Consider the following 22396-nt stretch of genomic DNA (forward strand, 5'->3'; position numbering starts at 1 on the left):
TACGAGGCGCTGGCCTGGGGAAGCACGTGTCCACCTGGGACCGCTCGTGGGACGCCGTCCGGCGGGCCGACCACCCGGCTCTGGGACTGTGCCTGGACAGCTTCCACGTGCTGTCCCGCCAGGGGACCCGGCCGGTTTCGCGGCCGTCCCCGGCGAGAAGCTGTTCTTCCTCCAGCTGGCCGATGCGCCCCAGCTGCAGATGGACGTCCTCCAGTGGAGCCGCCACCACCGGCTCTTCCCCGGCCAGGGCGCGTTCGACCTGCCCGGCTTCCTGGCCGCCGTGCTCGACGCCGGCTATGCGGGGCCGCTGTCGCTCGAGGTGTTCAACGACGTCTTCCGCCAGGCCGACCCCGGTCGAACGGCCGTCGACGCCATGCGCTCGCTGCTGTGGCTGGAGGAGCAGCTGGCCGGGCGATGTCCCGACCTGGGCCTGACCGCTCCGCCGCCCGCGCCCGATCTGACCGGCTACGCCTTCACCGAGCTGGCCGTCGACGGGGTCTCCGGGCCGCAGGTCGCCCAGTTGCTGGCCGCCCTGGGGTTCGCCCACACGGGGCAGCACCGCTCCAAGCCGGTGCAGCTGTGGGAGCAGGGCACCGCCCGGGTGCTGGTCAACGCGTCGGTCGTGCGTCCGGCTGCGGCGGGCACCGCCGAGGTGACCGCCCTCGGCCTGGAGAGCGAGGACCCGACCCGCTCGGCGCACCGCGCGACCGCGCTCCTGGCCCCGGTGCTCCCCGCACCCGGGGGCCGCCGAGGCCGACCTGTCGGCGGTCGCGGCGCCGGACGGCACCCAGGTCTTCTTCACCCGCACCGTCCCGGAGGGCTGGCCGGCCGACTTCCTGCCCACCGGCGCCGACCCCGGCGCGGGAGCGGGCATCACCGCGGTGGACCACGTCGGGCTCACCCAGCCCTTCGACTCCTTCGACGAGGCCGGCCTCTTCTACCGCGAGGTCCTGGGCCTCCGGACCGGTGCGATCACCGAGATCCCCGCGCCGTACGGGCTCGTGCGCAACCGCGCGGTCACCAACCCCGACCGCACCGTGCGGCTGGCGCTGTCGGTGTCGCTGCTGCGGCGGGGCGGGTGGGCCCCGGGGTGCCGGCGCCGCAGTACGTCGCATTCGCCACCGACGACCTCGTCGCCACCGCCCGCGCCCTGCGGGCCGCCGGCGCCCCCGTCCTGCCCATCCCGGCGAACTACCACGACGACCTCGACGCCCGCTTCGATCTCGACCCGCAGCTGCTCGCCGACCTCCGCGAGCACGGCCTGCTCTACGACGAGGACGAGCAGGGCGCCTACCTCCACCTGTGCACGCCGGTGCTGGGCGACCGCGTCTACCTCGAGGTGGTCCAGCGGATCGGCGGCTACGACGCCTACGGCGCGGTGGACGCCCCCGTGCGCATGACCGCGCACCGGCGGGCCCGGCTCGCCGCCGCTGACGCCGGCTGACCGGGCCCGGCGCAGCGCGACCGCGACCGCGACCCGGCGGCTCCACCGGCGTCGATCAGCGGCACCTCATCCCTGGCCGTGCTCGCCGCCCGGAGCGGCCTTGACCGCCAGCACCTGGCAATGGGCATCGAGCAGGATCCGCTGCGCGTCGCTGCCGAAGATCAACTTGCCGGTCGGCGTCCGCCGTCGCAGACCGATCACGATCAGCGAGGCACCGAGCCGCTCCGCCGCCGCCACCACCTCCTCGGCGCCGTCGCGGCCCCCGACGAGCTGCTCGAGCTCGAACGGGATGCCGGACTCCTCCAGCAACCGCCGGACCTCGGCCAGGTCCTCGGCTGTCGCGTAGGACGGATCGACGTAGGCGTCCCCCGGGAGGTGTTGAGCACGTGCAGCGGCTGGTTCCGCAGGTCCGCCTCCTCCACCGCAGCGCGCAGCGCCGCACGCCCTCGGGCTTCGGCACGTATCCGACGACGATGGTCACGAGTGGGTCCCTTCTGTCGTCACGGGCTCCGCCCGGGAGTGGCTGAGCTCCTCCTCGACCCGGGACTGCCGACGCTTGAGGTACACGCCGACGGCGAGGAAGACGAGGAGCAGGGTGTAGACGACCGCGGCGAACGGGCTGGTGATCAGCGCGCTCGGGTCGCCCTGGCTGATCGCCAGCGTGCGCCGCAACTGCTCCTCGGCGATCGGCCCCAGGATGAGGCCGACGACGGCCGGTGCGACGGGGAAGCCGAACTGCCGCATGCCCCAGCCGAGCACCCCCACGAGGAACAGCAGGATCATGTCCGCGGTCGAGGCACCGACCGCGTAGCTGCCCAGCGCGGCGAAGGTCAGGATGCCGGCGTACAGGTAGGGGCGCGGGATCTGCAGCAGCTTCACCCAGACGCCCACCAGCGGCAGGTTCAGCACCAGCAGCAGCAGGTTGCCGATGTAGAGGCTGGCGATCAGCGTCCACACCAGCGGCGCCTCCTGCTCGAACAGCAGCGGACCGGGCTGGATGCCGTAGCTCTGGAAGGCCACGATGATGATCGCCGCCGTCGCCGAGGTCGGGAGCCCGAGGGTCAGCAGCGGCACCAGCACGCCGGCGGCCGCCGCGTTGTTCGCCGACTCCGGGCCGGCCACGCCCTCGATCGCGCCGTGGCCGAACTCCTCCTTCCGCGTGGAGAGCTTCCGCTCCATCGAGTAGGAGAGGAACGTCGCGACGTCGGCACCACCGGCCGGGATGGTGCCGATGGGGAACCCGACCGCAGCGCCGCGCAACCACGGCTTCCACGAACGCCGGAAGTCCTCGCGGCTCATCCAGCTGCCACCGATCGGCACCAGGGGCAGGGGCCCCCGCCGCATCCGGGACGCGACGTAGAGCGCCTCGCCGACGGCGAAGATGCCGACCGCCACCACGACCACGTCGATGCCGTCGGCGAGAGCCGGCAGCCCGAAGGTGAAGCGCTGCTGCCCGGTGAGCGAGTCGGTGCCGACCATGGCCAGGAGCAACCCGACCGCCAGCGCCGCGATCCCCGCGCCGGCGAGGCACCGAACATCGCCGCCACGGTGAGGAAGGCGAGCACCGTGAGCGCCACGAAGTCCTGCGGGCCGAGCTGGACGGCGAGGTCGGCGACCAGCGGCGCCAGGAAGGTGAGCGCGACGGTGGCGATGGTGCCCGCGACGAACGAGCCGATCGCCGCCGTCGCCAGCGCCGACGCCCCCGCCCGGCCCGGGCCATCGCGTTGCCTTCCAACGCGGTGACGATCGACGCCGCCTCGCCGGGGGTGTTGAGCAGGATCGACGTCGTGGAGCCGCCGTACATGCCGCCGTAGTAGATGCCGGCGAACAGGATCAGGGCGGCGGCGGGCTCCAGGCTGTAGGTCAGCGGAAGGAGCAGGGCCACGGTCATGGCCGGGCCGATGCCCGGGAGCACGCCGACGGCAGTGCCCACCGTGACGCCGATCAGCGCGTACAGCAGGTAGAGCGGTTGGAGAACGGCCGCGAAGCCGTCCATCAGCAGGCCGATGTCACCCAAAGAAAGGCACCCCTCCAACGGCCCCGCAGGCAGGAACAGCCCGAGGACCTGCACGAACAGCACGTGGACGGCGACGTTGAGCACCGCGCCGACGACGGCGGCGCGCCAGATGCGTGCGCCGAGGGCCCAGGCCGTCCCCGCGAACAGCAGGGTGGCCGCGATGGGCCAGCCCAGCGGCTCGATCAGCAGCACCAGCGCGGCGAAGGAGGCGACCAGTTTCGCGACGGTCACCCAGTCGGTGCGGGCGGAGGCGTCGACGTCCTCACCCTCCTCGGCACGGCCGTGCTGCCCCCGCAGCAGGCTGACCGCGAGGGCCACGGAGGCGCCGACCAGGAGCACGCCGACCGCGTACGGGAAGGCCCGGGGGCCCAGCACGTTCGCCGAGCCGGGAACGGTGATGGTCGTCGTCTCCACGAGGGTGAACACCCCCACGGCGAACAGCCCGACCGCGATGGCGGCCTCGCCCCAGGACCACGTCCGGGTGCGACCGCCCCGCTCCGGCGCCGCTCCCTGCGGGGGCGGCGTCGGAGCCGGAGGCGGTGCTCACTGGACCAGCCCGATGTCCTCCAGCACGCCACGGACGCGCTGGCGCTCCTCGGCCAGGAAGGCGTCGAACTCGTCGCCGGCGAGGTAGGCGTCCGCCCAGCCGCGCTCCTCGACTTCGGCTTGCCAGGCCTCCGACTCCTGCATCTGCGCCACCAGGGCGAGCAGCCGCTCACGCGCCTCGTCGGAGATGCCGGGCGGCGCCACGACGCCCCGCCAGTTGGTCAGCTCCACGTCGTAGCCGGCCTCGGTCAAGGTGGGCGCGTCGATGCCCTCGACGGGCTCCGACCCGGTGACCGCCAGGGCCCGCAGCTCCCCGCCTCGATCTGCTGGGCGTACTCGCCGACGCCGGAGATGCCGGCGTCGACCTGGTCACCGAGCAGCGCGGCCAGCGACTCGCCGCCACCGGAGAACGCCACGTAGTTGAGGTCCTCGATGGGCAGGTCCGCCGCCTGGAAGAGCAGCCCGGCCGCGATGTGGTCGGTGCCGCCGGCCGAGCCGCCGGCGATCGAGACGCCCCGGCCCTCGGCGCGGACGGCCTCGACGAGGTCGTCGACCGTCTCGAACGGCGAGTCCGCCGGGACGACGATGATCTCGTCCTCGGTGGTCAGCCGGGCCAGCGGGGTGACGTCGTCGAGGGTGGCCTGCGACTGGTTGGTCTCGACGGCGCCGACCATGACCAGCCCCATGACCATGAGGAAGTCCTCGCTGCGCTCGTTGGCGAGCTCCGCGAGACCGACGGTGCCGCCCGCCCCGCCCACGTTGGTCACGCGGGTGCTGCCGACGAGCTCCTCGCTCTCCAGCGCCGCGGCCATGGCCCGGGCCGTCTGGTCCCAGCCACCGCCGGGGTCGGCCGGTGCCATCACCGCGAGCCGGTTGATCCGGTCGGCGCCCCCTCCGCCGGCGCCGCCGCTGCCGCCGTCGCTGCAACCGGTCGCGACGACGGCGACCGCGGCTGCCGCCGCGACCGATGCCGAGCGCAGGCGCCGGCGGGCCGGCCGGTGGACCGCTCGATGGGCGACTGTCATGGGAGACCTCCTCGTCCCGGAGCCGGACGGCTCGTGGTGCGACGGACGCTAGGAGCGCCGGGACGGCAGCAGAATCCTGCGGTCGTAGCGGTCGTATTGGTCGTTGTGGTCGCGGTCACATCCGAGGTCCGGACGGTGACAATGGGCGGGTGCGTCGGACCATGACCCTGGGAGCGCAGCTGCTGCTGCTGCAGGTGGGCATCGTGCTCGGGACGCTGCTGCTCGCCGGCGCCGTCGCCGTGCACCACCAGCAGGAGCAGATCCGGGACGCCTACCGCCAGCAGGTGCTCACGGTGGCCAACAGCACCGCCCGGCTGCCCAGCGTGGTGGACGCCTACGGGACGGCCGAGCCCAGCCAGACGCTGCAGCCCCTCGCGGAGCTCATCCGGAAGGCCTCGGCGGTCACCTTCGTCGTCATCACCGACCGGGACGGGATCCGCCTCTCCCACCCCGACCCCGACCGCATCGGTGAACGGGTGTCGACCGATCCGAGCACCACGCTGGCCGGCGAGGTGTTCGTCGGCACCGAGACCGGCACCCTCGGGGAGTCGCTGCGCGCCAAGGTGCCGGTGCGCGGCGCGGACGGCAGGGTGATCGGTGCCGTCTCGGTCGGCATCCTGGAACGCGAGCTGGCCGCTGAGTTCGACCGCGAGGCGCCCGTCCTCGTCGCCTGGCTCGGCGGCGCCGCGCTCGTCGGCGCGCTGGGATCGGTCCTCGTCGTCCGGCTGCTGCGCCGCCGCATCTTCGGCCTGGAGCCCGAGGAGATCGCCCGGCTGCTGGAGACCCGCGAGGCGATGCTGCACGGCATCCGCGAGGGCTGGTCGCCGTCGACGAGAAGGGTCGGGTGGTCCTGGTCAACGACGAGGCGTCACGGCTGCTGGACCTGCCCCGGACGTCGCCGGCCGGCCGGCCGCCGACGTGCTCGACACCGCCATGCTCCCGCTCGTGCTCGGGAAGCGGGACGTCACCGACGAGCTGGTGCTCTCCGGCGAGCGCCTGCTGGTCGCCAACCGCACGCCCGCGGTCGTCAGTGGTCGCCGGATCGCCGAGGTGCTCACCCTGCGCGACCGCACCGAGCTGTTCAGCGCGATGCGCGAGCTCGACGGCCAGCGCAACCTCACCAACACGCTACGGGCCCAGGCGCACGAGTTCAGCAATCAGCTGCACGTCGTCCAGGGACTGATCGAGCTCGACCGGCGGGCCGACGCCATCTCCTTCATCGAGCGCATCGGAGGCGGTCGCCTGCTGAGCGGGGCGCCGCTGACCGATGTCGCGGATCCGGGTGTGACCGCTCTCCTCCTGGCCAAGGCCGCGGTGGCCCGCGAGCAGGGCGTCCGGCTGGTGCTCGGCGCCGGCAGCCGGCTGCCGGCCGGCCTCGGCGACGACGTCGTGACGGTGGTCGGCAACCTGGTGGACAACGCGGTCGACGCCGCGGGCCACGGCGGCGAGGTGCACGTCCTGGTGCGCCAGGACGACGACGGGACCGTGCTGGTGCGGGTCGACGACGACGGGCCCGGGGTGGCGCCGGCCGACCGGGCCCGGGTGTTCGACGTGGGCGTGACGACGAAGGGCCGACCGGACGGCAACCACGGCCGCGGTATCGGACTGGCCCTCGTGGCCCGCATCGCGGCGCGCCGGGGCGGGACGGCGACGGTCACCGACTCCCCGCCGGCGGCGCGCGCGTCACCGTGCGGCTGCCCGTGTCCAGGCAGCCCGCGCCGGGCGCGCTGGTGGCGCCGTGACCGCCGGCGGCACGGTGCGGGTGCTCGTGGTCGACGACGACTTCGCCGTCGCCTCGGTGCACCGGGGCTACGTGGAGTCCCTCCCGGGATTCGAGGTGGTGGGCGAGGTGCACCGCGGGGAACGGGCGGTGGAGGCCGTGCGCGTCCTGCAGCCGGACCTGCTGCTCCTCGACGTCTACCTGCCCGACATCTCCGGCATCGAGGTGCTCCGGCGGATCCGGTCGAACCGGGGCCGCAGCCCGACGTGCTGGCGATCACCGCGGCGCGGGAGGTCGAAACCGTCCGGCAGGCCATGGCCGGCGGAGTCGTCGACTACCTGGTCAAACCCTTCTCGCTGGCCACCTTCCGCGAGCGGCTGGAGGTCTACCGCGCCCACCGCACGGAACTGCTGCGTCGCAGCGAGGACTCCTCCACGTCGCTCGAGCAGCGGGACGTCGACCGGATGCTGCACTCCCGCCGTGCCGGCCTCCCGGCGACCGTCGCGGACCTGCCCAAGGGGCTCTCGCCCCGCACCCTGGAGTCGGTGGCCCGTGCGCTGCGCACCGCCTCCGACGAGGACCTGTCCGCCGGCCAGGTGGCCGAGCGGTGCGGCCTCGCACGGGTCAGCGCCCGCCGGTACCTGGAGCACCTGGAGCGCACCGGCCGGGCGGCCGTCTTCCCCGGTACGGCGGCACCGGGCGACCGGAGAACGGCTACCGCTGGGTGCACTAGCCGGCGCGAGGGCTGCCGACGGCCTAGATGCTGTGCCAGCGACCCTCGGTGGCGTTGCCCGCCGGCTTGGACTCGAAGACGTTGCCCTCCGTGGCCGGCACCTCGTCGGTCGAGATCGCCATCCGCTGCAGCAGCGGCCCGACCAGCATGTCGAACACTCCGGGAGCAGCCGGAAGCCCGCGGTGATGAGCGGGTTGAACAGCCCGGCCTGCACGATCCGCCGCGGCCGGTCGACCGTCGACAGCACCGCGCGGGCCACGCGCTGCGGCGAGTACACCGGCGGCGGGGCCGGCCGGTGTTGCCGGTCCACGACCCGGCCTGGACATAGATCGGCGTGTCCACGCCGCCCGGCTGGACGGCCGACACGGAGATGCCGGGCTCGTCCCGGGTCTCCAGCTGCAGGACCCGGATCAGGCCGAGCTGGCCCCACTTCGCCGTCACGTAGCTGCCGAGCAGCGGAGTGGCGATGTTCCCCAGCAGCGAGTTGACGACGACGAGGTGCCCGGCGCCCTGCTTCCGGAACACCGCCAGGACGGCGCGCGCCACGTTCGCCGTGCCGTGCAGGGAGACGTTCACGACCCGCTCGTAGACCTCCTTCGGCACGTCCTCGATGCGGCCGTACGCCATCACCTGCGCGGCGTGCACGACGACGTCGAGACCGCCGAACTCGGCGACCGCGTCGGCGACGGCGGCCTGGACCGCGGCCTCGTCGGTGACGTCCGCGGGGCGCACGAGCGCGGCCCCCGCGCCGGCGGCGAGCACCTCCGCGGCGGCCTCCTGCAGCGACTCGCGCCCCCGGGCCACCAGGACCAGGCGGGCGCCGCGGCCGGCGAGTTCCACGGCGGTCGCCCGGCCGATGCCGCTGGAGGCTCCGGTGATCAGGACCCGCTGCGGGCCGTCGGGATCGGTGGGTGTGGGCACGTGGTCAGCTCCTCGGGGCAGGACGGGGAGGGCGATCGACCCACCCACCTCCGCTCGGCGTCCCGGTCCCGCTACCCGGGGGCCCACGGGCTCATGCGGGTGGTGCACAACCGATGTCGTCGAGCACCGCCAGGAGCCATCCCGGCCCGGTCACGGGTGTCCCGGCGGGCAGCCGGGTGCGCAGCCCGCGGTCCGCGGTGACGACCAGCAGCGCGACCCCGTCCTCCACGAGCCGCGCGGCGCACGCGGCGAGCGTGTCGTCCCCGCTGCCGGCGGCGCGCTCCGCCCGCACGCCGTCCGGGGCGGGCACGTCGCGGGCCTGCCCTCGACGACGGCGACGACCTCCGCGCACGCCAGCACGCCGCCGTCCGGGGCGGTCAGCGTGCGTCCGGGCACCGCGGCCAGACGGGCCAGCAGTCGGGTGGCCGCACCGGCGCGGTCGCGCCACCAGCCGTCCGGACGGGAACCGACGACGTTGGCCGTGTCGACCAGCAGGACCGTCATCGCCGTACTCCGACCGGGTGGCGCAGGTCACCCGGACGGACGACCCGTCCCCGCCCGTGGTTTGCCCGGGACACCCGCGGACACCCGGCTCCGGATCGCAGGGGATCGACGCAGACCCACCCGCCCAGAGGAGACCCAGCATGGCCGGCACCGACCACACCAGGCACGACGGCTCCCAGCACGGGGCCCACCGCGAGCCCACGGCACCGCTCGCGACCGACGGGACGACGGTCTCGCGCGCCACGCCCCGGGAGGCCGTGGCCGCCCAGCGCGCCGTCTTCGGCGGCATCAAGTGGGGCGCGGCGTTCTTCGGCTGGCTGTCGGCCAACGGCCTCGCGGTGCTGCTCGTCGCCCTGCTCTCGGCGGCCGGGGTGGCACTCGGCCTCGCCCAGGGCGTGGACACCGCCGACGAGGCGGCGGAGCAGGCCGATGCCATCGGCATCGGGGGCGGGATCGCCATCCTCGTCGTCCTCTTCCTCGCGTACCTCGCCGGCGGGTACGTGGCCGGCCGGATGTCCCGCTTCGACGGCGCCCGGCAGGGCCTCGCCGTGTGGCTGATCGGCCTCGTGGTCGTCCTCGTGCTGGCCGCGGCGGGCGCCCTCCTGGGTGCCCAGTACAACGTGCTGCAGCAGCTGAACCTGCCTCGCATCCCGATCGACGAGGGCACCGCCACCACCGCCGGGATCATCACGCTGCTGGCCATCCTCCTGGCCACGCTGCTGGGTGCGCTGATCGGCGGCAAGCTGGGCGAGCGCTTCCACCGCAAGGTCGACCGCGCCGGCTTCGACGCCTAGGCGCGACCCCGGCGTTTCTCTAGGCTCCCGGGCATGTGCCGGAACATCCGCCCGCTCTCCAACTTCGAGCCGCCGGCGACGGACGACGAGATCCAGGCCGCGGCCCTGCAGTACGTGCGCAAGATCAGCGGGACGACGAAGCCGTCCCGGGCCAACGCCGACGCGTTCGGCCGCGCCGTGGCCGAGGTCGCCGCGGCGTCCACCCGGCTCCTGGACGCCCTGGTGACCAGCGCCCCACCCAAGGACCGCGACGTCGAGGCCGCCAAGGCCCGCGAACGCGCGGCCCTGCGCTACGGCACCTGAGCTCGCGACGTGTTGCACACAATCGACTAGACGTCCGGCGGCGAGGGTAGGAGCGGGGCGTCCCTCCCCTGCCCTAGGAGTTCGTCATGGCGCGCAACACCCTGTCCCGCTCGCTGCACGACCTCGGTCTGTCCGCCTGGTTCGGCGGCACGCTCGCCAACGCCGTCGCGCTGAACGCCGCCGCCGGCGAGGCCGGGAGCGACTCGGCCACCGGCCGCGTGGCCAACGCCGGCTGGGACCGCTGGACGCCGGTCAACGCCGCCGCCATCGGGGCGCACCTCATCGGCAGCGTCGGCCAGCTGCGCGCGAACAAGGAGCGCGTGGCGGCCCAGCAGGGCGTCGCCGGCATGTCGACCCTCAAGACGCTGCTCACCGCGGCTGCCCTCGGCGCCACCGCCTACAGCCGGGTGCTGGGTCAGCGGGTCTCCGCCGCCGAGAACCCGCCGTCCAAGCGGGGCACCAAGCCGAGCCGGCGGGCCAAGGCACTGGCGCCCGACGTCGCGGCCGCTCAGCAGCAGCTCGACACCCTCCAGTGGGTCATCCCCGCCCTCACCGGCGCCCTCGTCGCGATCAGCTCCTACGCCGGCGAGCAGCAGCGCCCTCCGAGGTGGCCGCGGGCATCACGCCCGGCTGAGCCAGTCGCAGGCCACCACCGACGGCCCACCACGCCCGATGTCCTCAGAGGAAAGCTCATGACCCAGACCGGCACAGCGACCACCGACCATCCCGCGGCCGACCCCGCCGCGCCCCCGTCGATGGGCGCCACCCGCTGCCCCCATTGCACCGACGGGCTCGGCAAGCCGCGACCGGCGAAGCCCGGCTCGCTGCGTGAACGCATCCACGGCAAGCCCGGTCTGGTCGTGCCCTTCCGGGTCGCCGTCTTCATCACCGGGCTGCTGTTCATCCTGCTGGGCATCGCGCTCACCGCCCTGCCCGGCCCGCTCACGATCCCGCCCGTCCTGCTGGGCCTGTGGGTGTGGTCGAGCGAGTTCGAGTGGGCTGCGCGCTTCTTCGCCGTGTTCAAGCGCAAGGCCAAGGACGCCTGGCAGCACGCCAAGCAGCACCCGATCTCCTCCACGGCCGTGACCGTGGGCGGCCTCGCCGCAGCCGGCGTCGCCTTCTGGGCGGTCGGGCACTACCAGCTCGTGGATCAGGCGAAGGTGGCCCTGGGGCTCTGAGCCGAGAAGTCGACATGTCGCCAGATCGACCGGTCGACCGGTCGACCGGTCGACATGCCGGGGCACCGGGCGGGGCCGCGGGCCGGGCCCGCCTAACCTTTCGGCGTGACCGCGACGGCGACCCGGGACGACGCACGCAGTCCCGCGTCCGAAGAAGCCAATCCGGCCGGCGCCCGCTGGTCCCCGGTCGAGCTGCTGCCCCCGCTCCTGGTGCTGGTCCTCGGCCTCGTGCTGCTCCGCCCGGGGCACGGCCTGTGGTTCGACGAGCTGTTCACCGCCGAGGTGGGCCGGCTGCCGCTGGGCGACATCCTCGAGGCGGTGGTGTCCGGACGCGGGACCGCCGACTACCTGGCGACCGTCCCGCCGTCGTACAACGCCCCGTACTACGTGGTCGCGCACGCCTGGCTGTCGCTGCCCGGGCTCGGCGGCGACACCTCGCTGCGCGTGCTCTCCCTGCTCGGCACGGCCGGGGGCCTGGCCCTCATCACGCGGGGCGTCACGCGGCTGGCGGGACACGGCACCGGGGTCCTGGCCGGTCTGCTGCTGGCCGCGAGCCCGCTGGTGCTCGAGCAGTCGGTGGAGGCACGCAGCTACGGGCTCGCGGTGCTGGCCACCGGCGCCGCACTGCTGGGGCTGGCCCGCTGGCTCCAGGACCCGCCGCGGGGCCTGCTGCTGTTCGGCCTGGCCGGCGCGGCCATGGGCCTCATGCACTGGTACGCGGTCACCGCCCTGGCCGCGTTCGTGGTCGCCGGGGTCGCGCTGCGCGGCCGGCGGGCGGTGCCGGTGGTGCTGACCGGCGCCCTCGCCGTGGCGCCCACGGCCGCCATGGTGCTGCTGAACCTGCTCAACGGGACCGGCGGGCGCAACGCCGAGCACCTCGCCGGCACCGGCGGCGCCCTACCCGCCCTGGCCGTGCACGCCTGGGCCGGCGGCTGGACCCCGCTGCTCGCCCTCACCGTCGGCCTCGCCGCCGTCGGCGCGGTGCGCGCACGCGGTGTCCGCGTCGTCGCCACGGCGTGGGCGGTGGTCCCGCTGCTGCTGCTCGTCCTCGCCGAGCTCGTGCGGCCGGTGTACCTGCCCCGCTACCTGCTCGTCGGGCTGCTGGGCGTGGGCGTGCTGGCCGCCGCCGGCACGTTCGCCCTGCCGCGGCTCGCCCGGGTGCCCGTGGCGGCGCTGGTGCTGGCGTGCTCGCTGCTCACCGTCGCGCCGATGGCCGAGCGGGGACCGCGGGAGCGCTCCGATGAGCTCGTCGCCACGCTGGCCGACCTGCACCGCGCCGGGGAGCCGATCGTCGCCGCCGACCAGCGCTCGGCGATGGGGCTGGACCACTACGTGCGCACCCTGGCCCCGCAGCTGCGCCCCGACGTCGTGCTGCCGCCGGACGACGCCCCGGCCGACGCCGACCGGGTCTGGCTGGTCCGCCGGCTCATCGACCGCGTCCCCGAGCCCACCGACGACGACGAGATCATGCGCGAGGCCGGGTTGCGCATGACCGACGTGCACAACTTCTCCGCCAGCAAGACGCACCTGGTGCTGCAGCTCTGGGAGAAGTGAGTCAGCGGCCGGACCGCACCGCCCACGCCAGGGACCGTGCGGACTGGCGGGCACGCGAGCGCCCGGTCCACGCCGACCGGCCTTCCGGCCGGCGGTCGCGCGCGACCGGGATGCTGGTCACCGGCCGCCGGGCCCGGACCACCGCCAGGACGACGCTGGGCGCGCCCTGGTCGCGGACGGCGGGGACGACGGCGTCGCGCACCTGCGGGTCCATCGCCAGGAAGGCACCGGCGTCCGGTGGCAGTCCGGTGAGCCGCGCGGCGACCCGCCGGTGGACGGTGCCCGTCAGCCGCCGCGCCGGGGACTCGTAGCGCCCGCGCCGGCCGGCGAAGACCGCACCCACGTCGCCCCGGGCCAGCCGGTCGAGCAGCAGCGGGACCGCCTCGGGCGGGTCCTGCAGATCGGCGTCGAGGCAGACCCACGCGTCGGCGTCCGGCTCGTCGGCCAGACCCTGGGCCAGGGCGGCGTGCTGGCCGACGTTGACGCGCAGCTCCGTGACCGCGATCCGGCCGTCCGCCGCCGCGAGCGTCCCTGCCACTGCGGCGCTGTCGTCGGGCGACGCGTCGATGACCAGCCGCAGCCGCCAGTCCCGGCCGGCGAGAGCGGTCGCCAGCCGCTCGGCCAGCGGCCGCAGGGTGGCGGCGTTGCCGTGCACGGGGACGACGATCGCGATCCTCGCCTCCGTCACGCCGGTCCCCCGTCGGCCGCCCACGTGCGGGCCAGCCCCTCGGCGAGGTCCACGGTCGGCGCCCAGCCCAGCAGCCGGCGGGCGGCGGACGGGTCGCTGACCCAGTCGGCGGTGTCCCACTCCCGGCCCGGGTGCGCGCCGGCCGCGGTGGCGATCGGCCGGCCGGTCACCCGCGCGGCCGTGTCGACGAGTTCCTCGGTGCTCGTCTGCCTCCCCGTGCCGAGGTTGAGCACCGTGCCGGGCGGCAGCGCGTCGTCGGTGGCGGCCCGCACGCAGGCGTCGACGACGTCGCCGACCCAGATCCAGTCGCGCCGGCTCACCCGGGCCGGGAGCGGCACGGTGCCGCCGGTGCGTGCGGCGGAGAGGACGACCGGGACCAGCCGGGTGGAGTGGTCGCCCGGCCCGTAGACCTGGAAGGCGCGCAGCACGGCGGCCCGGACCCCGCGTTCGACCGCGGCGCCCAGCAGCAGCAGCGAGCCGGCGGCCTTGGTGGCGCCGAAGAAGCCCCGCGGCTCCAGGGCGGCCGCCTCCGTGAGCGGACGTGGGGACGCGGCGTACTCGGTGGAGGACCCGAGCCGGATGACGGCGCGGCAGCGGTCGGGCAGCGCGTCGACCAGCCAGGGACTGGTGTTCACCGCCGTCGTCGCCGCCCGCTCCGCGGGGTGGCCTTCGCGCGGCCCGCGGCCAGCGCGAAGACCACGTCCGGGTCGGCCGCGCGCACCGCCGCCGCGCCGGCCACGGGGTCGGCCAGATCGACCTGCTGGCGGGTGAGCCCGACGACGTCCCAGCCGTCGGCGGTCAGCCGGTCGACCAGGTGCCGCCCGACGAAGCCGCCGGCACCGGTGACCAGCGCCCTCACGCCGGAGCCGGCACCGCCGCGGCGACCGGCCTCCCGGTGACGGCCTCGACGAACCGCGACCGGCGCCCGGCCGCCTCGGCGGCGTCACCGCCCCGCAGCGTGGCCAGCGACTGCAGCAGGCGCGGCACCTCGGTGAACGGGTCGCGGCCGGCCATGTCGGCGGTGAACGAGCGACGGAGGAAGGTGAAGTCGGTCCGCAGGCGCACCAGCTCGGCCGCCAGCAGATCGGAGCTCACCGGGAACCCCTCCCCGGCAGCGTCAGGCCGGCCGCGCCGAACGACTGGGTCACCGCTGCGCGCACGGCGTCGACCGTGCCGTCGACCAGGGACGGAACAGCTCGTCGGAACCGCGGTCGATGCGCAGGTCGTTGAGCCCGACGTAGATGCGGGACAGGGGGCGCAGGGCGAGCTCGGCCGACCGGTCGACCGCGTCCTGGGTCTCGACCAGGATCCCGACGCCGCAGCGGCCCGCCACCAGGTCGAGGGTGCGGTCCACCTCCTCGACCGTGCGCACCATCGGCAGCAGCACCTCGTCCGCACCGCGGGCGACGGCCTCGCCGACCTCCGCCGCGGTCCAGGGGCCGTACCCGTTGATCCGGCACACCAGCCGGCCCGGGGTGGCCGCGCGCATCCGCGAGAGGTCCTCGGGGGTGTCCTCGTTGATCTGGGTGTTCTCGCCCTGCTGCCGCCGCGCCTTGCCGCGGCGCTCCCAGTCGACGACGATGCCGGCTGCTCCGGCGGCGACCACGTCGTTCCCCAGGCGGGGTCGACCGTGAAGAGGAAGAGGTCCACGCAGCGGAGCTTAGGCTTCCCTAAACCTCAGCGGGTGCACTGGTCTCGGCGCGGTGGACCGGACCCTCAGACGGAGGGCTGCAACGGAGCCGAGCGGCCCGCCGCATCCACGGGGAACGCCAGCGCGATCCCCCGCACCGTCACCACGACGTCGTCACCGACCGCCGGCAGGTCTGCGCCGTCGACGCGCGCGCTCACCGTGGCCCCGTCGGAGAGGGCCAGGCGGACGCGCGAGTCGTGGCCGTAGAAGTCGACGCCGCGGACCCGGGCGACCACGGCGCCGGCCTGCCCGGCCGACGCCAGCCGCAGCTGCTCCGGGCGCAGGAGCACCCGGGCCCGGCCGTCGGCCACCGCCCCTCGCACGGCACCGCGCCCAGGGCGCAGTGCGCGGTGCCGCCCCTCACGTCGGCGTCCAGCACGACCGCCTCGCCGACGAAGGTGGCGACGTCGAGGTCGCTCGGGCTGCGGTACAGCGTGCGCGGATCGGTGAGCTGCACGAGCCGGCCGCTGCGGAGCACCGCCACCTGGTCGGCCATCGACAGCGCCTCGGCCTGGTCGTGGGTGACAAGCACCGCGGTCGCCCCGGTCGCGGCGAGGGCCGCGGAGACCGCCTGCCGGGTCTCCTCGCGCAGCCCGGCGTCCAGGGAGGAGAACGGCTCGTCGAGGAGCACCAGCGACGGCGCGGGCGCCAGGGCGCGGGCCAGGGCGACGCGTTGCTGCTGCCCGCCGGAGAGCTGGTGCGGCGAGCGGTCGGCCAGCGAGGGGTCCAGGCCCACGAGCCGGAGCAGCTCACCGACCCGGCCGCCGTCGCGCCGCTGTCCCCGGGGCAGCCCGAAGCTGATGTTGCCGGCCACGGTCAGGTGCGGGAAGAGCCCGCCCTCCTGCGGCACGAACCCGATGCCCCGTCGCCGCGCGGCGACGCTGCGCCCCTCGCCTGCCACGATGCGGTCGGCCAGTGCGACGGTGCCGGAGTCGGGGTCCTCGAAGCCGGCGACAAGGCGCAGCAGCGTCGTCTTGCCGCAGCCCGAGGGACCCAGCAGCGCGGTGAGGCTCCCCTCGGGCACGTGCAGGTCCACCCCGGTGAGGACCGGGGTGGCGCCGAAGGCCTTGGTGAGGGCCGTGACGGTCAGCGAGCTCATGGGGTCGGTCCTCGTCGGGCATCTCGGGACAGCAGCACGGTGGCGGGAGCGGACAGCAGCACCATGACCACGGCGTAGGGCGCCGCCGCGCCGTACTCCAGCGAGCTGCTGGCCGACCAGAACGCGGTCGCCAGGGTGGTCGTTCCCGTCGGGGCCAGCAGCAGCGTCGCGGTCAGCTCGGTGACGACGGCGAGGAACACCAGCGCGGCACCGGCGCCGATGCCCGGCGCCAGCAGCGGCAGCGTGATGCGGCGCAGCCGGTCGGGCGCCGACGAGCCGAGGGACGCCGCGACGTCGTCGTACAGCGGCGGAGCCTGCTCGACCGCCGACCGGACCGGAACGATCGCCCGGGGCAGGAACAGGATCGCGTAGGCGGCCAGCAGCACCGGAACGGTCTGGTACAGCCACGGCGTCGCCCGGATGCTGAGCGTGACCAGGGCCAGGGCGACCACGATGCCGGGTACCGAGCTGCCGAGGTAGGTGCTCCGCTCGAGCAGGGTCGAGAGGCGCCCGCGGGCCCGGACGGCGAGCCAGCCGGTGGGCAGCGCCATCGCGGTGGTGACGACGGCGGCAGCGGTGGCCAGCGCCAGCGTCGTCCCCGTCGTGGTGGTCAGCGCCGCCCAGTCGACGCTCGCCGGACGACCGCTGGTCAGCCAGTAGGCGAGGCTGCCCAGCGGCACGACGAGGGCGAGCCCGACGAGCGTGCCCAGCGCGAGCAGGGCCGGCGCGGTCAGCCCCCGCAGGGCGACCGGCCGGAGGGGCCGGGCGGCGCCGCGGGCGGTGCGGGCGTAGCCGCGGCGGCCGCGCAGCCGGATCTCGGCCAGCAGCAGGCCGAGGCAGAGCAGGACGAGGACCCCGGCCAGCATGGTGGCGCCCGGCCCGTTGAACGTGGCGCGGTACTGGTCGTAGATGGCCGTGGTGAAGGTCGGGTAGCGCAGCATCTGCAGCGCGCCGAACTCGGCGAGCAGGTGCAGGGCGACCAGCAGGCTGCCGCCCAGCAGGGCCACCCGGAGCTGCGGCAGCTGCACCCGGCGGAACACCGCCCAGCTGGACAGGCCCAGCCCGCGGGCGGTGTCCTCGAGCGCCGGGTCCAGCCCGCGGAAGGCCGCGGCGACCGGCAGGTAGACGAACGGGAAGTAGGAGAGCGTCACGACCAGCAGCGCACCGGCGTAGGTGTCCAGGCCCGGCTGCAGCGAGATCCACGCGTAGCTGTTCACGAAGGCCGGCACCGCGAGCGGCGCGACGAGCAGCACGTGCCACACGCGGCGGGCCGGCACGGACGAGCGCTCGACCAGCCAGGCCGCCCCGACACCGAGCGCCGCGCAGCACAGCACCGTGCCCACGGCCAGCCGGACGGTGTTCCACAGCAGCTCCCCACCCGCGGCCGCAGCACCAGGTCGCGCACGCCGTCCCACCCGAGGTCGGCGGTGTACCAGGCGATGTAGCCCAGCGGCAGCAGCGCCAGCGCCGCCACTCCCACGGCCAGCGCCAGGGTGATCGGCGAGCGGCGGAGGGGCGGGCGGGCGACGCGGACGGCCGCGAACCCCGGGCCGCCGGGACGACCGGCGCCCCGGGGCCCGGGACCGGCAGCGTGGGTGTGCTCAGAGGAGGCCGACCTCCTGCATCAGCTCGGTGACCGTCGGGGCATCGAGCGAACCGGGATCGACCGCGGGCGCCTGCAGCTCGGCCAGCGGCGGGAGCTCCTCGGCGGAGGGCACCCCGACGCCGACGGCGTACTCCAGCGCCGTGCTGCCGGCCAGCCGCTCCTGCGCCTCGCGGCTGGTCAGCCACTCGACCAGGCGCTGGGCGTCGTCCTTCTGGTCGGACGAGGCGAGCACCGCGGCCCCGGAGACGCTGACGAACGCGCCCGCGTCCTGGTTGCGGAAGTAGTGCAGCTCGGCGTCGTCGCCGACGAGGCCGTCCTGGGCCTGGTCGCGGAACCAGTAGTAGTGGTAGGTGATGCCGACCGGGACCTCGCCCTCGTCGACGGCCTTCATGATCGCGGTGTTGCTCGAGTAGATCTCGGCGTTGCGCTCCAGGCCGGTCAGCCACTCGCGGGTGGCGTCCTCGCCCTCCAGCGCCAGCACGGCGCTGACGATCGCCTGGAAGTCCGCGCCCCCGGCGGCGATGGCGACACGGCCCTGCCACTCCGGGTCGGCGAGGTCGAGCATCGACGCCGGGAGCTCGTCCTCGGCGATCTCCGACGGGTTGTGGATGAGCGCGGTCGACCGGGCGGCGAACCCGACCCAGGTGCCCGACGCCGGCCGGTAGGCCGCCTCGACCTGGTCCAGGGTCCCCGCGTCGATCGGCTCGAGGAGGCCCGCCTCGTCGACGACGGCGATCGCCGGGCTGTTCTCGGTCAGGAACACGTCGGCCGGCGAGGCCTCCCCTCCTGCACGATCTGGTTGGCCAGCTCGGAGTCGTTGGCGTCGCGGAACTCCAGCTCGATGCCGGTCTCCTCGGTGAAGCCCTCGACCATCGTGCGGACCAGGCTCTCGTGCTGGGCGCTGTAGACGGTGAGCGCCCCGCCCTCGTCGGACGCCGCGGAGTTGCCGCACGCCGTTCCGGCGCCCAGCACCCCGGCCGCGGTCAGGACGGTGCCGATCGCCCGGCGGGACATGCTCACGTCGTGGTTCCTCCTGCGTTCGCCCGGTGCTCGACCTCGCCTGTAGGCAAGGCACACCTAATCATGATGCGCCTCCCGCCGGACACGCGATCGGCACCCACCTCCGGGCCGTCGGCTACAACTGGGGCATGACCTCCCCTCCCTGCGCCGGGCGCTGTTCGCCGAGCTGACCCCTTTCGAGGTCTACGCCCTGTGCCGGCTGCGGGTGGACGTCTTCGTCGTCGAGCAGGAGTGCCCCTATCCCGAGCTGGACGGCCGGGACACCGAACCGGCGACCGTGCACCTGTGGGTCGAGTCCGACGGCGAGGTCGCGGCGACGATCCGGGTCCTCGACGACGGCGCGACCAGGGCGATCGGCCGGGTGGCGACCGCGGCGGGCTTCCGCGGCCAGGGCCTGGCGGCCCGCCTGATGCACGAGGGCATCGCCCTCTGCGACGGCTTCCCCGTGACGCTCGGCGCCCAGGCCCACCTCCAGGGCTGGTACGAGCAGTTCGGCTTCCGGCTCAGCGGTCCGGGCTACATCGAGGACGGCATCCCGCACGTGCCGATGCGGCGCGAGCCGTCGTGACCGCGGACGACATGGCTCGGGAAGACGCAACGCTGCTCCGGACGGCGGCCGACCGGCTCGAGACCCTGGCCGCCCGGACCACCCCGGGCGACTGGCGGCTCGGCGGCCTGCTGGCCTCCCGGCCGGAGGTGATCGCGCACGCGGCGGACGGCGGCACCGAGCACGTCGCCGAGGCCCGTCGACGCACCGCGGCGTGGATCTCGGCCCTCTCCCCGCTCTGGCGACACCGCTGGCCGCGTGGCTGCGCGCGGCGGCCGACGCGCCCGATCCCGCCGCCGTGGCGGTCGCCCGGACGCTCCTGCAGCGCCTGCCGTAGACCCCGGTCAGTCCAGGGCGCCCCACCCCGCCCGGTCCACGATCTCGTCCGGGCTGCGCCCGACGACCGCCCACTCGCGGCTGCCTCCGTCGACGAGGTCGAGGCGCATCACCCCGTTCTCCGGGGCGGGCCGGGTGACGAGGAAGCCCGTCATGCCGACACCGGCCTCCGCGCCCGTCCCGTCGCGGCCGGTGACCGTGTACCGGGCGACGCCGCCCGCGCCGTACATCAGCAGGGTCGGACCCTCGCCGCCGTCCGAGAGCTCGACCTCACAGACGACGGCGGCGCCCAGCGTGTCGAGCGGTGTGCCGGCCGGATGTGCCTGCATGCCGCACCCTCGCCCGGTGCCCGACCCCGAGGGCTGCATGTCGGCCCAGGCGACGCTCACCACGACCGCCCCGTTCGGCAGCGTCACCGCCAGCACCACCCCGTCGGCACCCTCACCCCCGGCAGCGGCCCGGAGAACAGCAGGTCCAGCCGCACCTGCTCCCGGGTCAGCCCGGTCTGCGCCAGCACCCCTGCAGCGCCAGGTCGACCGCCTCCGGCACCGGTTCCTCGCCGGCCGGGTCCAGCGGGGCGAGCAGCGGCGGGTCCCACACGTGCTCGCCGCCGAAACTGACCGGCACCGGCCGGCTCTCGACGACGGCGCCGTCGCGGAGCACCCGGTAGAGCCCGGCGCTGCCGTGGACCGTGGGCCGGTCGACGCCGGTGACGGCCACGCCGTCGTCGGTCTCCACCGGCGCGAAGTCACGAGCCACCGACCCGTCGGCCCCCACCTCGACGCGGGGCGAGAGCTCGACGGCGTCGTCGGGCGCGGTCAGGACGACGAGCACGTCCCCCGGGGCGGCGACGTGGCTCGCCGAGGCGGCGTCCTCGAGCCGCTCGACGGCGCCCTCCGCGACGAGCGTCGCGGGATCGGCGCCGGGCGCGCCGGTGAACCACTGCCCGGTCACCGCGCCGCTCACGTCGGTGCGGCCGACCACCAGCGCGCGCCGGCTGCCCTCGACGTCGCCCAGGTACGCCACCCGGCGGTTCTCGATCGCCGGCGCCCACAGTGGTTCGCTCCAGTCCAGTCCCCGAACCGCCTCGAGAGCGGCCGTGTCGTCGGCGAGCGAGCCGCGCACCGGCCACTCCAGCACCGCGGCCGACGCCGAGGCGACCTCCCGGTCGGGCGCGGTGCGGCCGGAGGGCCAGACCGTGGGCACCGTCACGGCGATCAGCGCGAGGCAGGCGGCCACGGCGAGCACGGCGGTCCGGCGCCGTCGCTGGGTCGCGGCCGTCTCCACGACGGCGTCCACCGCGGTGTCGTCGTCCAGCAGCGCGACACCGCCGCGGCCGGCGGCGCCGTGCAGCAGGTCGCGCAGTTCGTCCTCGGTCACGCCACACCTCCGGTGGGTCGCAGGGCGGGGTCGGCGGCGAGCGCCGACCGGAGCCGGGTCATCGCCCGGGACGACTGGGTCTTGACGGTGCCGACGGAGCAGCCGAGCAGCTCGGCGGTCTGCGCCTCGGTCAGGTCCTCGTAGAAGCGGAGGACGACCACCGCGCGCATCCGCGGGGGCAGGGCGTGGAGGGCGTCGATCACGGCGGCGCTCCTCTCCGGGTAGCGGTCGTAGTGGGCCTGCTCGGGGACGGCGTCCATGACCTGCTCGGTCGAGAGGAGCCGCCGCCGCCAACTCGTCGCGGTCGTCACGAGGACCCGGCGCACGTACGCGATCGGCTCGCCCTGCGCGGCGATGCGGTTCCAGTGCCGGTAGGTCTTGAGCAGCGCGGTCTGCACGAGGTCCTCCGCGTGGCCGTCGTCCCCGGTCAGCAGGTAAGCCGTCCGCAGGAGCCCGGCCCTCCGGTGCACCACGAACTCGCGGAACCCCGCCTCAGCGTCGATGTCCACCGCGCTCCTCTCCCGTCCACCCCTTACACGCCGCGGGGGTTCCGGAAGGTTGACAGGACGGGTGCGCGAGATCGGGACGCCACACTGGTGTCGTGGACGAGCCGCAGGACGAGAACGCGCTGTGCTCCGCCAAGGGCTGCCGGGCCGCGGCCCGGTGGCGGCTGGTCTGGAACAACCCCGGGTGCACACCCCGGACCGCGAGAAGGTCTGGGCCGCCTGCGACGGGCACCGGGATCCCCTCTCCCACCACCTGGCGATCCGGTCCTTCCTGCGGCGGGTCGAGCCCCTCCAGGAGGATGAGACGTCTAACGATTAGACGTCTAAGCTGCACTGGTGCCGCCTGACGAGGAGTCGCTCAGCCTTCTGATCGGCCGCGCGGCCAAGGAATTGAGCCGGTCCTTCGACGACGTGCTCGTCGCCGCGGGCGGCTCCGCACCCGCCTGGCAGGTGCTCCGCGCGCTGGAGGCGGGCTCGCACCGCACGCAGGCCGACCTGGCCGCCGCCATCGGGGTGCGCCAGCCCACGCTCACCCATCACCTCGACGCGATGGAGCGCGCCGGCCTCGTCATCCGGGAGCGGGCGGACGGCAACCGCCGGGTGCAGGTCGTCACCGTGACGGAACCCGGCCGCCAGCTGTTCCTGCGGCTCCGCCGGGCCGCGGCCTCCTTCGACGGCCGGCTGCGCGCCGGCCTGACCGACGGCGACGTGGCGGAGCTGCGCCGCGTGCTCGCCCAGCTGGCGGAGAACGCCCGCCCGGACTGAACCCCTTGACGGGCGCCCAT

24 protein-coding genes and 5 pseudogenes are annotated in these 22396 nt (G+C 75.0%); 11 read left to right on the forward strand and 18 right to left on the reverse strand.

Annotated features, from left to right (window positions below):
• The first annotated feature begins 88 nt into the window (after window positions 1-88).
• Complete coding sequence (locus U6N30_RS18700) at window positions 89-1444, forward strand: sugar phosphate isomerase/epimerase and 4-hydroxyphenylpyruvate domain-containing protein (protein WP_324273434.1); 1356 nt, start codon at window positions 89-91, stop codon at window positions 1442-1444.
• Window positions 1445-1510: 66 nt separating this feature from the next.
• Here U6N30_RS18700 and U6N30_RS18705 read toward each other — a convergent pair whose 3' ends face one another.
• The 3 genes and pseudogenes from U6N30_RS18705 to U6N30_RS18730 form a co-directional block, all read right to left on the reverse strand.
• Complete coding sequence (locus U6N30_RS18705) at window positions 1511-1753, reverse strand: universal stress protein (RefSeq protein WP_324273435.1); 243 nt, start codon at window positions 1751-1753, stop codon at window positions 1511-1513.
• A gap of 168 nt (window positions 1754-1921) precedes the next feature.
• Window positions 1922-3914, reverse strand: a pseudogene (locus U6N30_RS34160) (tripartite tricarboxylate transporter permease).
• 90 nt (window positions 3915-4004) lie between these two features.
• Window positions 4005-5032: pseudogene (locus U6N30_RS18730) on the reverse strand (Bug family tripartite tricarboxylate transporter substrate binding protein).
• A gap of 161 nt (window positions 5033-5193) precedes the next feature.
• Between U6N30_RS18730 and U6N30_RS34165 the strand changes: the two are divergent.
• The 3 genes and pseudogenes from U6N30_RS34165 to U6N30_RS34175 all read left to right on the forward strand — a co-directional run.
• A pseudogene (locus tag U6N30_RS34165) lies at window positions 5194-5616 on the forward strand (hypothetical protein); the annotation flags it as partial.
• A gap of 505 nt (window positions 5617-6121) precedes the next feature.
• A pseudogene (locus tag U6N30_RS34170) lies at window positions 6122-6688 on the forward strand (sensor histidine kinase); the annotation flags it as partial.
• 157 nt (window positions 6689-6845) lie between these two features.
• A complete protein-coding gene (locus tag U6N30_RS34175; protein WP_422678126.1) occupies window positions 6846-7973 on the forward strand; it encodes a response regulator in 1128 nt (375 codons plus the stop codon).
• On the opposite strand, the pseudogene U6N30_RS18745 reads toward U6N30_RS34175, so the two are convergent.
• Together U6N30_RS18745 and U6N30_RS18750 are read right to left on the reverse strand one after the other, a co-directional pair.
• Window positions 7861-8514 (reverse strand): annotated as a pseudogene (locus U6N30_RS18745) (SDR family NAD(P)-dependent oxidoreductase); the annotation flags it as partial. The gene U6N30_RS34175 and the pseudogene U6N30_RS18745 sit on opposite strands and share 113 nt — an antisense overlap.
• A gap of 42 nt (window positions 8515-8556) precedes the next feature.
• A complete protein-coding gene (locus tag U6N30_RS18750) occupies window positions 8557-8910 on the reverse strand; it encodes a hypothetical protein (protein ID WP_324273440.1) in 354 nt (117 codons plus the stop codon).
• 140 nt (window positions 8911-9050) lie between these two features.
• Between U6N30_RS18750 and U6N30_RS18755 the strand changes: the two genes are divergently transcribed.
• From U6N30_RS18755 to U6N30_RS18770, 4 genes are all read left to right on the forward strand, one after another.
• Window positions 9051-9704 carry a hypothetical protein gene (locus U6N30_RS18755; RefSeq protein ID WP_324273441.1) on the forward strand — a complete coding sequence of 218 codons (654 nt, stop codon included), beginning with the start codon at window positions 9051-9053 and terminating at the stop codon, window positions 9702-9704.
• A 33-nt stretch (window positions 9705-9737) separates the two neighbouring features.
• Window positions 9738-10007 (forward strand): DUF2277 domain-containing protein, encoded by a 270-nt coding sequence (locus tag U6N30_RS18760; protein WP_324273442.1) that lies wholly within the window; start codon window positions 9738-9740, stop codon window positions 10005-10007.
• 86 nt (window positions 10008-10093) lie between these two features.
• Window positions 10094-11185 carry a PGPGW domain-containing protein gene (locus U6N30_RS18765; RefSeq protein ID WP_324273443.1) on the forward strand — a complete coding sequence of 364 codons (1092 nt, stop codon included), beginning with the start codon at window positions 10094-10096 and terminating at the stop codon, window positions 11183-11185.
• 105 nt (window positions 11186-11290) lie between these two features.
• Window positions 11291-12739 (forward strand): glycosyltransferase family 39 protein, encoded by a 1449-nt coding sequence (locus U6N30_RS18770; RefSeq protein ID WP_324273444.1) that lies wholly within the window; start codon window positions 11291-11293, stop codon window positions 12737-12739.
• 1 nt (window position 12740) lies between these two features.
• Here U6N30_RS18770 and U6N30_RS18775 read toward each other — a convergent pair whose 3' ends face one another.
• The 10 genes from U6N30_RS18775 to U6N30_RS18820 form a co-directional block, all read right to left on the reverse strand.
• Window positions 12741-13427, reverse strand: a complete 687-nt coding sequence (locus U6N30_RS18775; protein WP_324273445.1) for a glycosyltransferase — start codon at window positions 13425-13427, stop codon at window positions 12741-12743.
• Window positions 13424-14062 carry an NAD-dependent epimerase/dehydratase family protein gene (locus U6N30_RS18780; RefSeq protein ID WP_324273446.1) on the reverse strand — a complete coding sequence of 213 codons (639 nt, stop codon included), beginning with the start codon at window positions 14060-14062 and terminating at the stop codon, window positions 13424-13426. Before U6N30_RS18780 ends, U6N30_RS18775 begins: the two co-directional genes overlap by 4 nt.
• The gene (locus tag U6N30_RS18785) at window positions 14059-14286 is read right to left on the reverse strand and encodes an NAD-dependent epimerase/dehydratase family protein (protein ID WP_324273447.1); all 228 of its coding nucleotides are present in this window, start codon (window positions 14284-14286) and stop codon (window positions 14059-14061) included. Before U6N30_RS18785 ends, U6N30_RS18780 begins: the two co-directional genes overlap by 4 nt.
• Entirely contained in the window at window positions 14283-14522 is a 240-nt protein-coding gene (locus U6N30_RS18790) for a hypothetical protein (RefSeq protein WP_324273448.1), read from the reverse strand. Before U6N30_RS18790 ends, U6N30_RS18785 begins: the two co-directional genes overlap by 4 nt.
• Window positions 14523-14571: 49 nt before the next feature.
• A complete protein-coding gene (locus U6N30_RS18795) occupies window positions 14572-15033 on the reverse strand; it encodes a hypothetical protein (protein WP_324273449.1) in 462 nt (153 codons plus the stop codon).
• Between the two features lie 110 nt (window positions 15034-15143).
• The gene (locus U6N30_RS18800; RefSeq protein ID WP_324273450.1) at window positions 15144-15353 is read right to left on the reverse strand and encodes a TOBE domain-containing protein; all 210 of its coding nucleotides are present in this window, start codon (window positions 15351-15353) and stop codon (window positions 15144-15146) included.
• Entirely contained in the window at window positions 15272-16216 is a 945-nt protein-coding gene (locus U6N30_RS18805; RefSeq protein ID WP_324273451.1) for an ABC transporter ATP-binding protein, read from the reverse strand. Before U6N30_RS18805 ends, U6N30_RS18800 begins: the two co-directional genes overlap by 82 nt.
• On the reverse strand, window positions 16213-17631 hold the full coding sequence (locus U6N30_RS18810; protein WP_324273452.1) for an ABC transporter permease: 1419 nt from the start codon (window positions 17629-17631) through the stop codon (window positions 16213-16215). The genes U6N30_RS18805 and U6N30_RS18810 overlap by 4 nt, the downstream gene beginning before the upstream one ends.
• 186 nt (window positions 17632-17817) lie before the next feature.
• Window positions 17818-18585, reverse strand: a complete 768-nt coding sequence (locus U6N30_RS18815; protein WP_324273453.1) for an extracellular solute-binding protein — start codon at window positions 18583-18585, stop codon at window positions 17818-17820.
• Entirely contained in the window at window positions 18576-18842 is a 267-nt protein-coding gene (locus tag U6N30_RS18820) for a hypothetical protein (RefSeq protein WP_324273454.1), read from the reverse strand. The genes U6N30_RS18815 and U6N30_RS18820 overlap by 10 nt, the downstream gene beginning before the upstream one ends.
• A gap of 205 nt (window positions 18843-19047) precedes the next feature.
• Between U6N30_RS18820 and U6N30_RS18825 the strand changes: the two genes are divergently transcribed.
• Window positions 19048-19410 (forward strand): GNAT family N-acetyltransferase, encoded by a 363-nt coding sequence (locus U6N30_RS18825; protein ID WP_324273455.1) that lies wholly within the window; start codon window positions 19048-19050, stop codon window positions 19408-19410.
• 193 nt (window positions 19411-19603) lie between these two features.
• Window positions 19604-19726, forward strand: coding sequence for a hypothetical protein (locus U6N30_RS18830; RefSeq protein WP_324273456.1), 123 nt, complete (start codon window positions 19604-19606; stop codon window positions 19724-19726).
• Between the two features lie 7 nt (window positions 19727-19733).
• Here the strand turns inward: U6N30_RS18830 and U6N30_RS18835 are convergent, their stop codons facing one another.
• The 3 genes from U6N30_RS18835 to U6N30_RS18845 form a co-directional block, all read right to left on the reverse strand.
• Window positions 19734-20141 (reverse strand): hypothetical protein, encoded by a 408-nt coding sequence (locus tag U6N30_RS18835; RefSeq protein WP_324273457.1) that lies wholly within the window; start codon window positions 20139-20141, stop codon window positions 19734-19736.
• A gap of 79 nt (window positions 20142-20220) precedes the next feature.
• The gene (locus tag U6N30_RS18840; RefSeq protein ID WP_324273458.1) at window positions 20221-21105 is read right to left on the reverse strand and encodes a hypothetical protein; all 885 of its coding nucleotides are present in this window, start codon (window positions 21103-21105) and stop codon (window positions 20221-20223) included.
• Complete coding sequence (locus tag U6N30_RS18845) at window positions 21102-21614, reverse strand: SigE family RNA polymerase sigma factor (protein WP_324273459.1); 513 nt, start codon at window positions 21612-21614, stop codon at window positions 21102-21104. The genes U6N30_RS18840 and U6N30_RS18845 overlap by 4 nt, the downstream gene beginning before the upstream one ends.
• A gap of 333 nt (window positions 21615-21947) precedes the next feature.
• Here U6N30_RS18845 and U6N30_RS18850 point away from each other — a divergent pair, with 333 nt between their 5' ends.
• Window positions 21948-22376 (forward strand): MarR family winged helix-turn-helix transcriptional regulator, encoded by a 429-nt coding sequence (locus U6N30_RS18850; protein WP_324273460.1) that lies wholly within the window; start codon window positions 21948-21950, stop codon window positions 22374-22376.
• Window positions 22377-22396: the final 20 nt, after the last annotated feature.

This window comes from Blastococcus brunescens (genome assembly GCF_035320885.1).
GTDB classification, from domain to species: domain Bacteria; phylum Actinomycetota; class Actinomycetes; order Mycobacteriales; family Geodermatophilaceae; genus Blastococcus_B; species Blastococcus_B brunescens.

Coding starts and splice junctions, on each gene's coding strand:
- U6N30_RS18750 (WP_324273440.1), bottom strand. CDS start 8,910: ATGACGGTCCTGCTGGTCGACACGGCCAACGTCGTCGGTTCCCGTCCG.
- U6N30_RS18755 (WP_324273441.1), top strand. CDS start 9,051: ATGGCCGGCACCGACCACACCAGGCACGACGGCTCCCAGCACGGGGCC.
- U6N30_RS18760 (WP_324273442.1), top strand. CDS start 9,738: ATGTGCCGGAACATCCGCCCGCTCTCCAACTTCGAGCCGCCGGCGACG.
- U6N30_RS18765 (WP_324273443.1), top strand. CDS start 10,094: ATGGCGCGCAACACCCTGTCCCGCTCGCTGCACGACCTCGGTCTGTCC.
- U6N30_RS18805 (WP_324273451.1), bottom strand. CDS start 16,216: ATGAGCTCGCTGACCGTCACGGCCCTCACCAAGGCCTTCGGCGCCACC.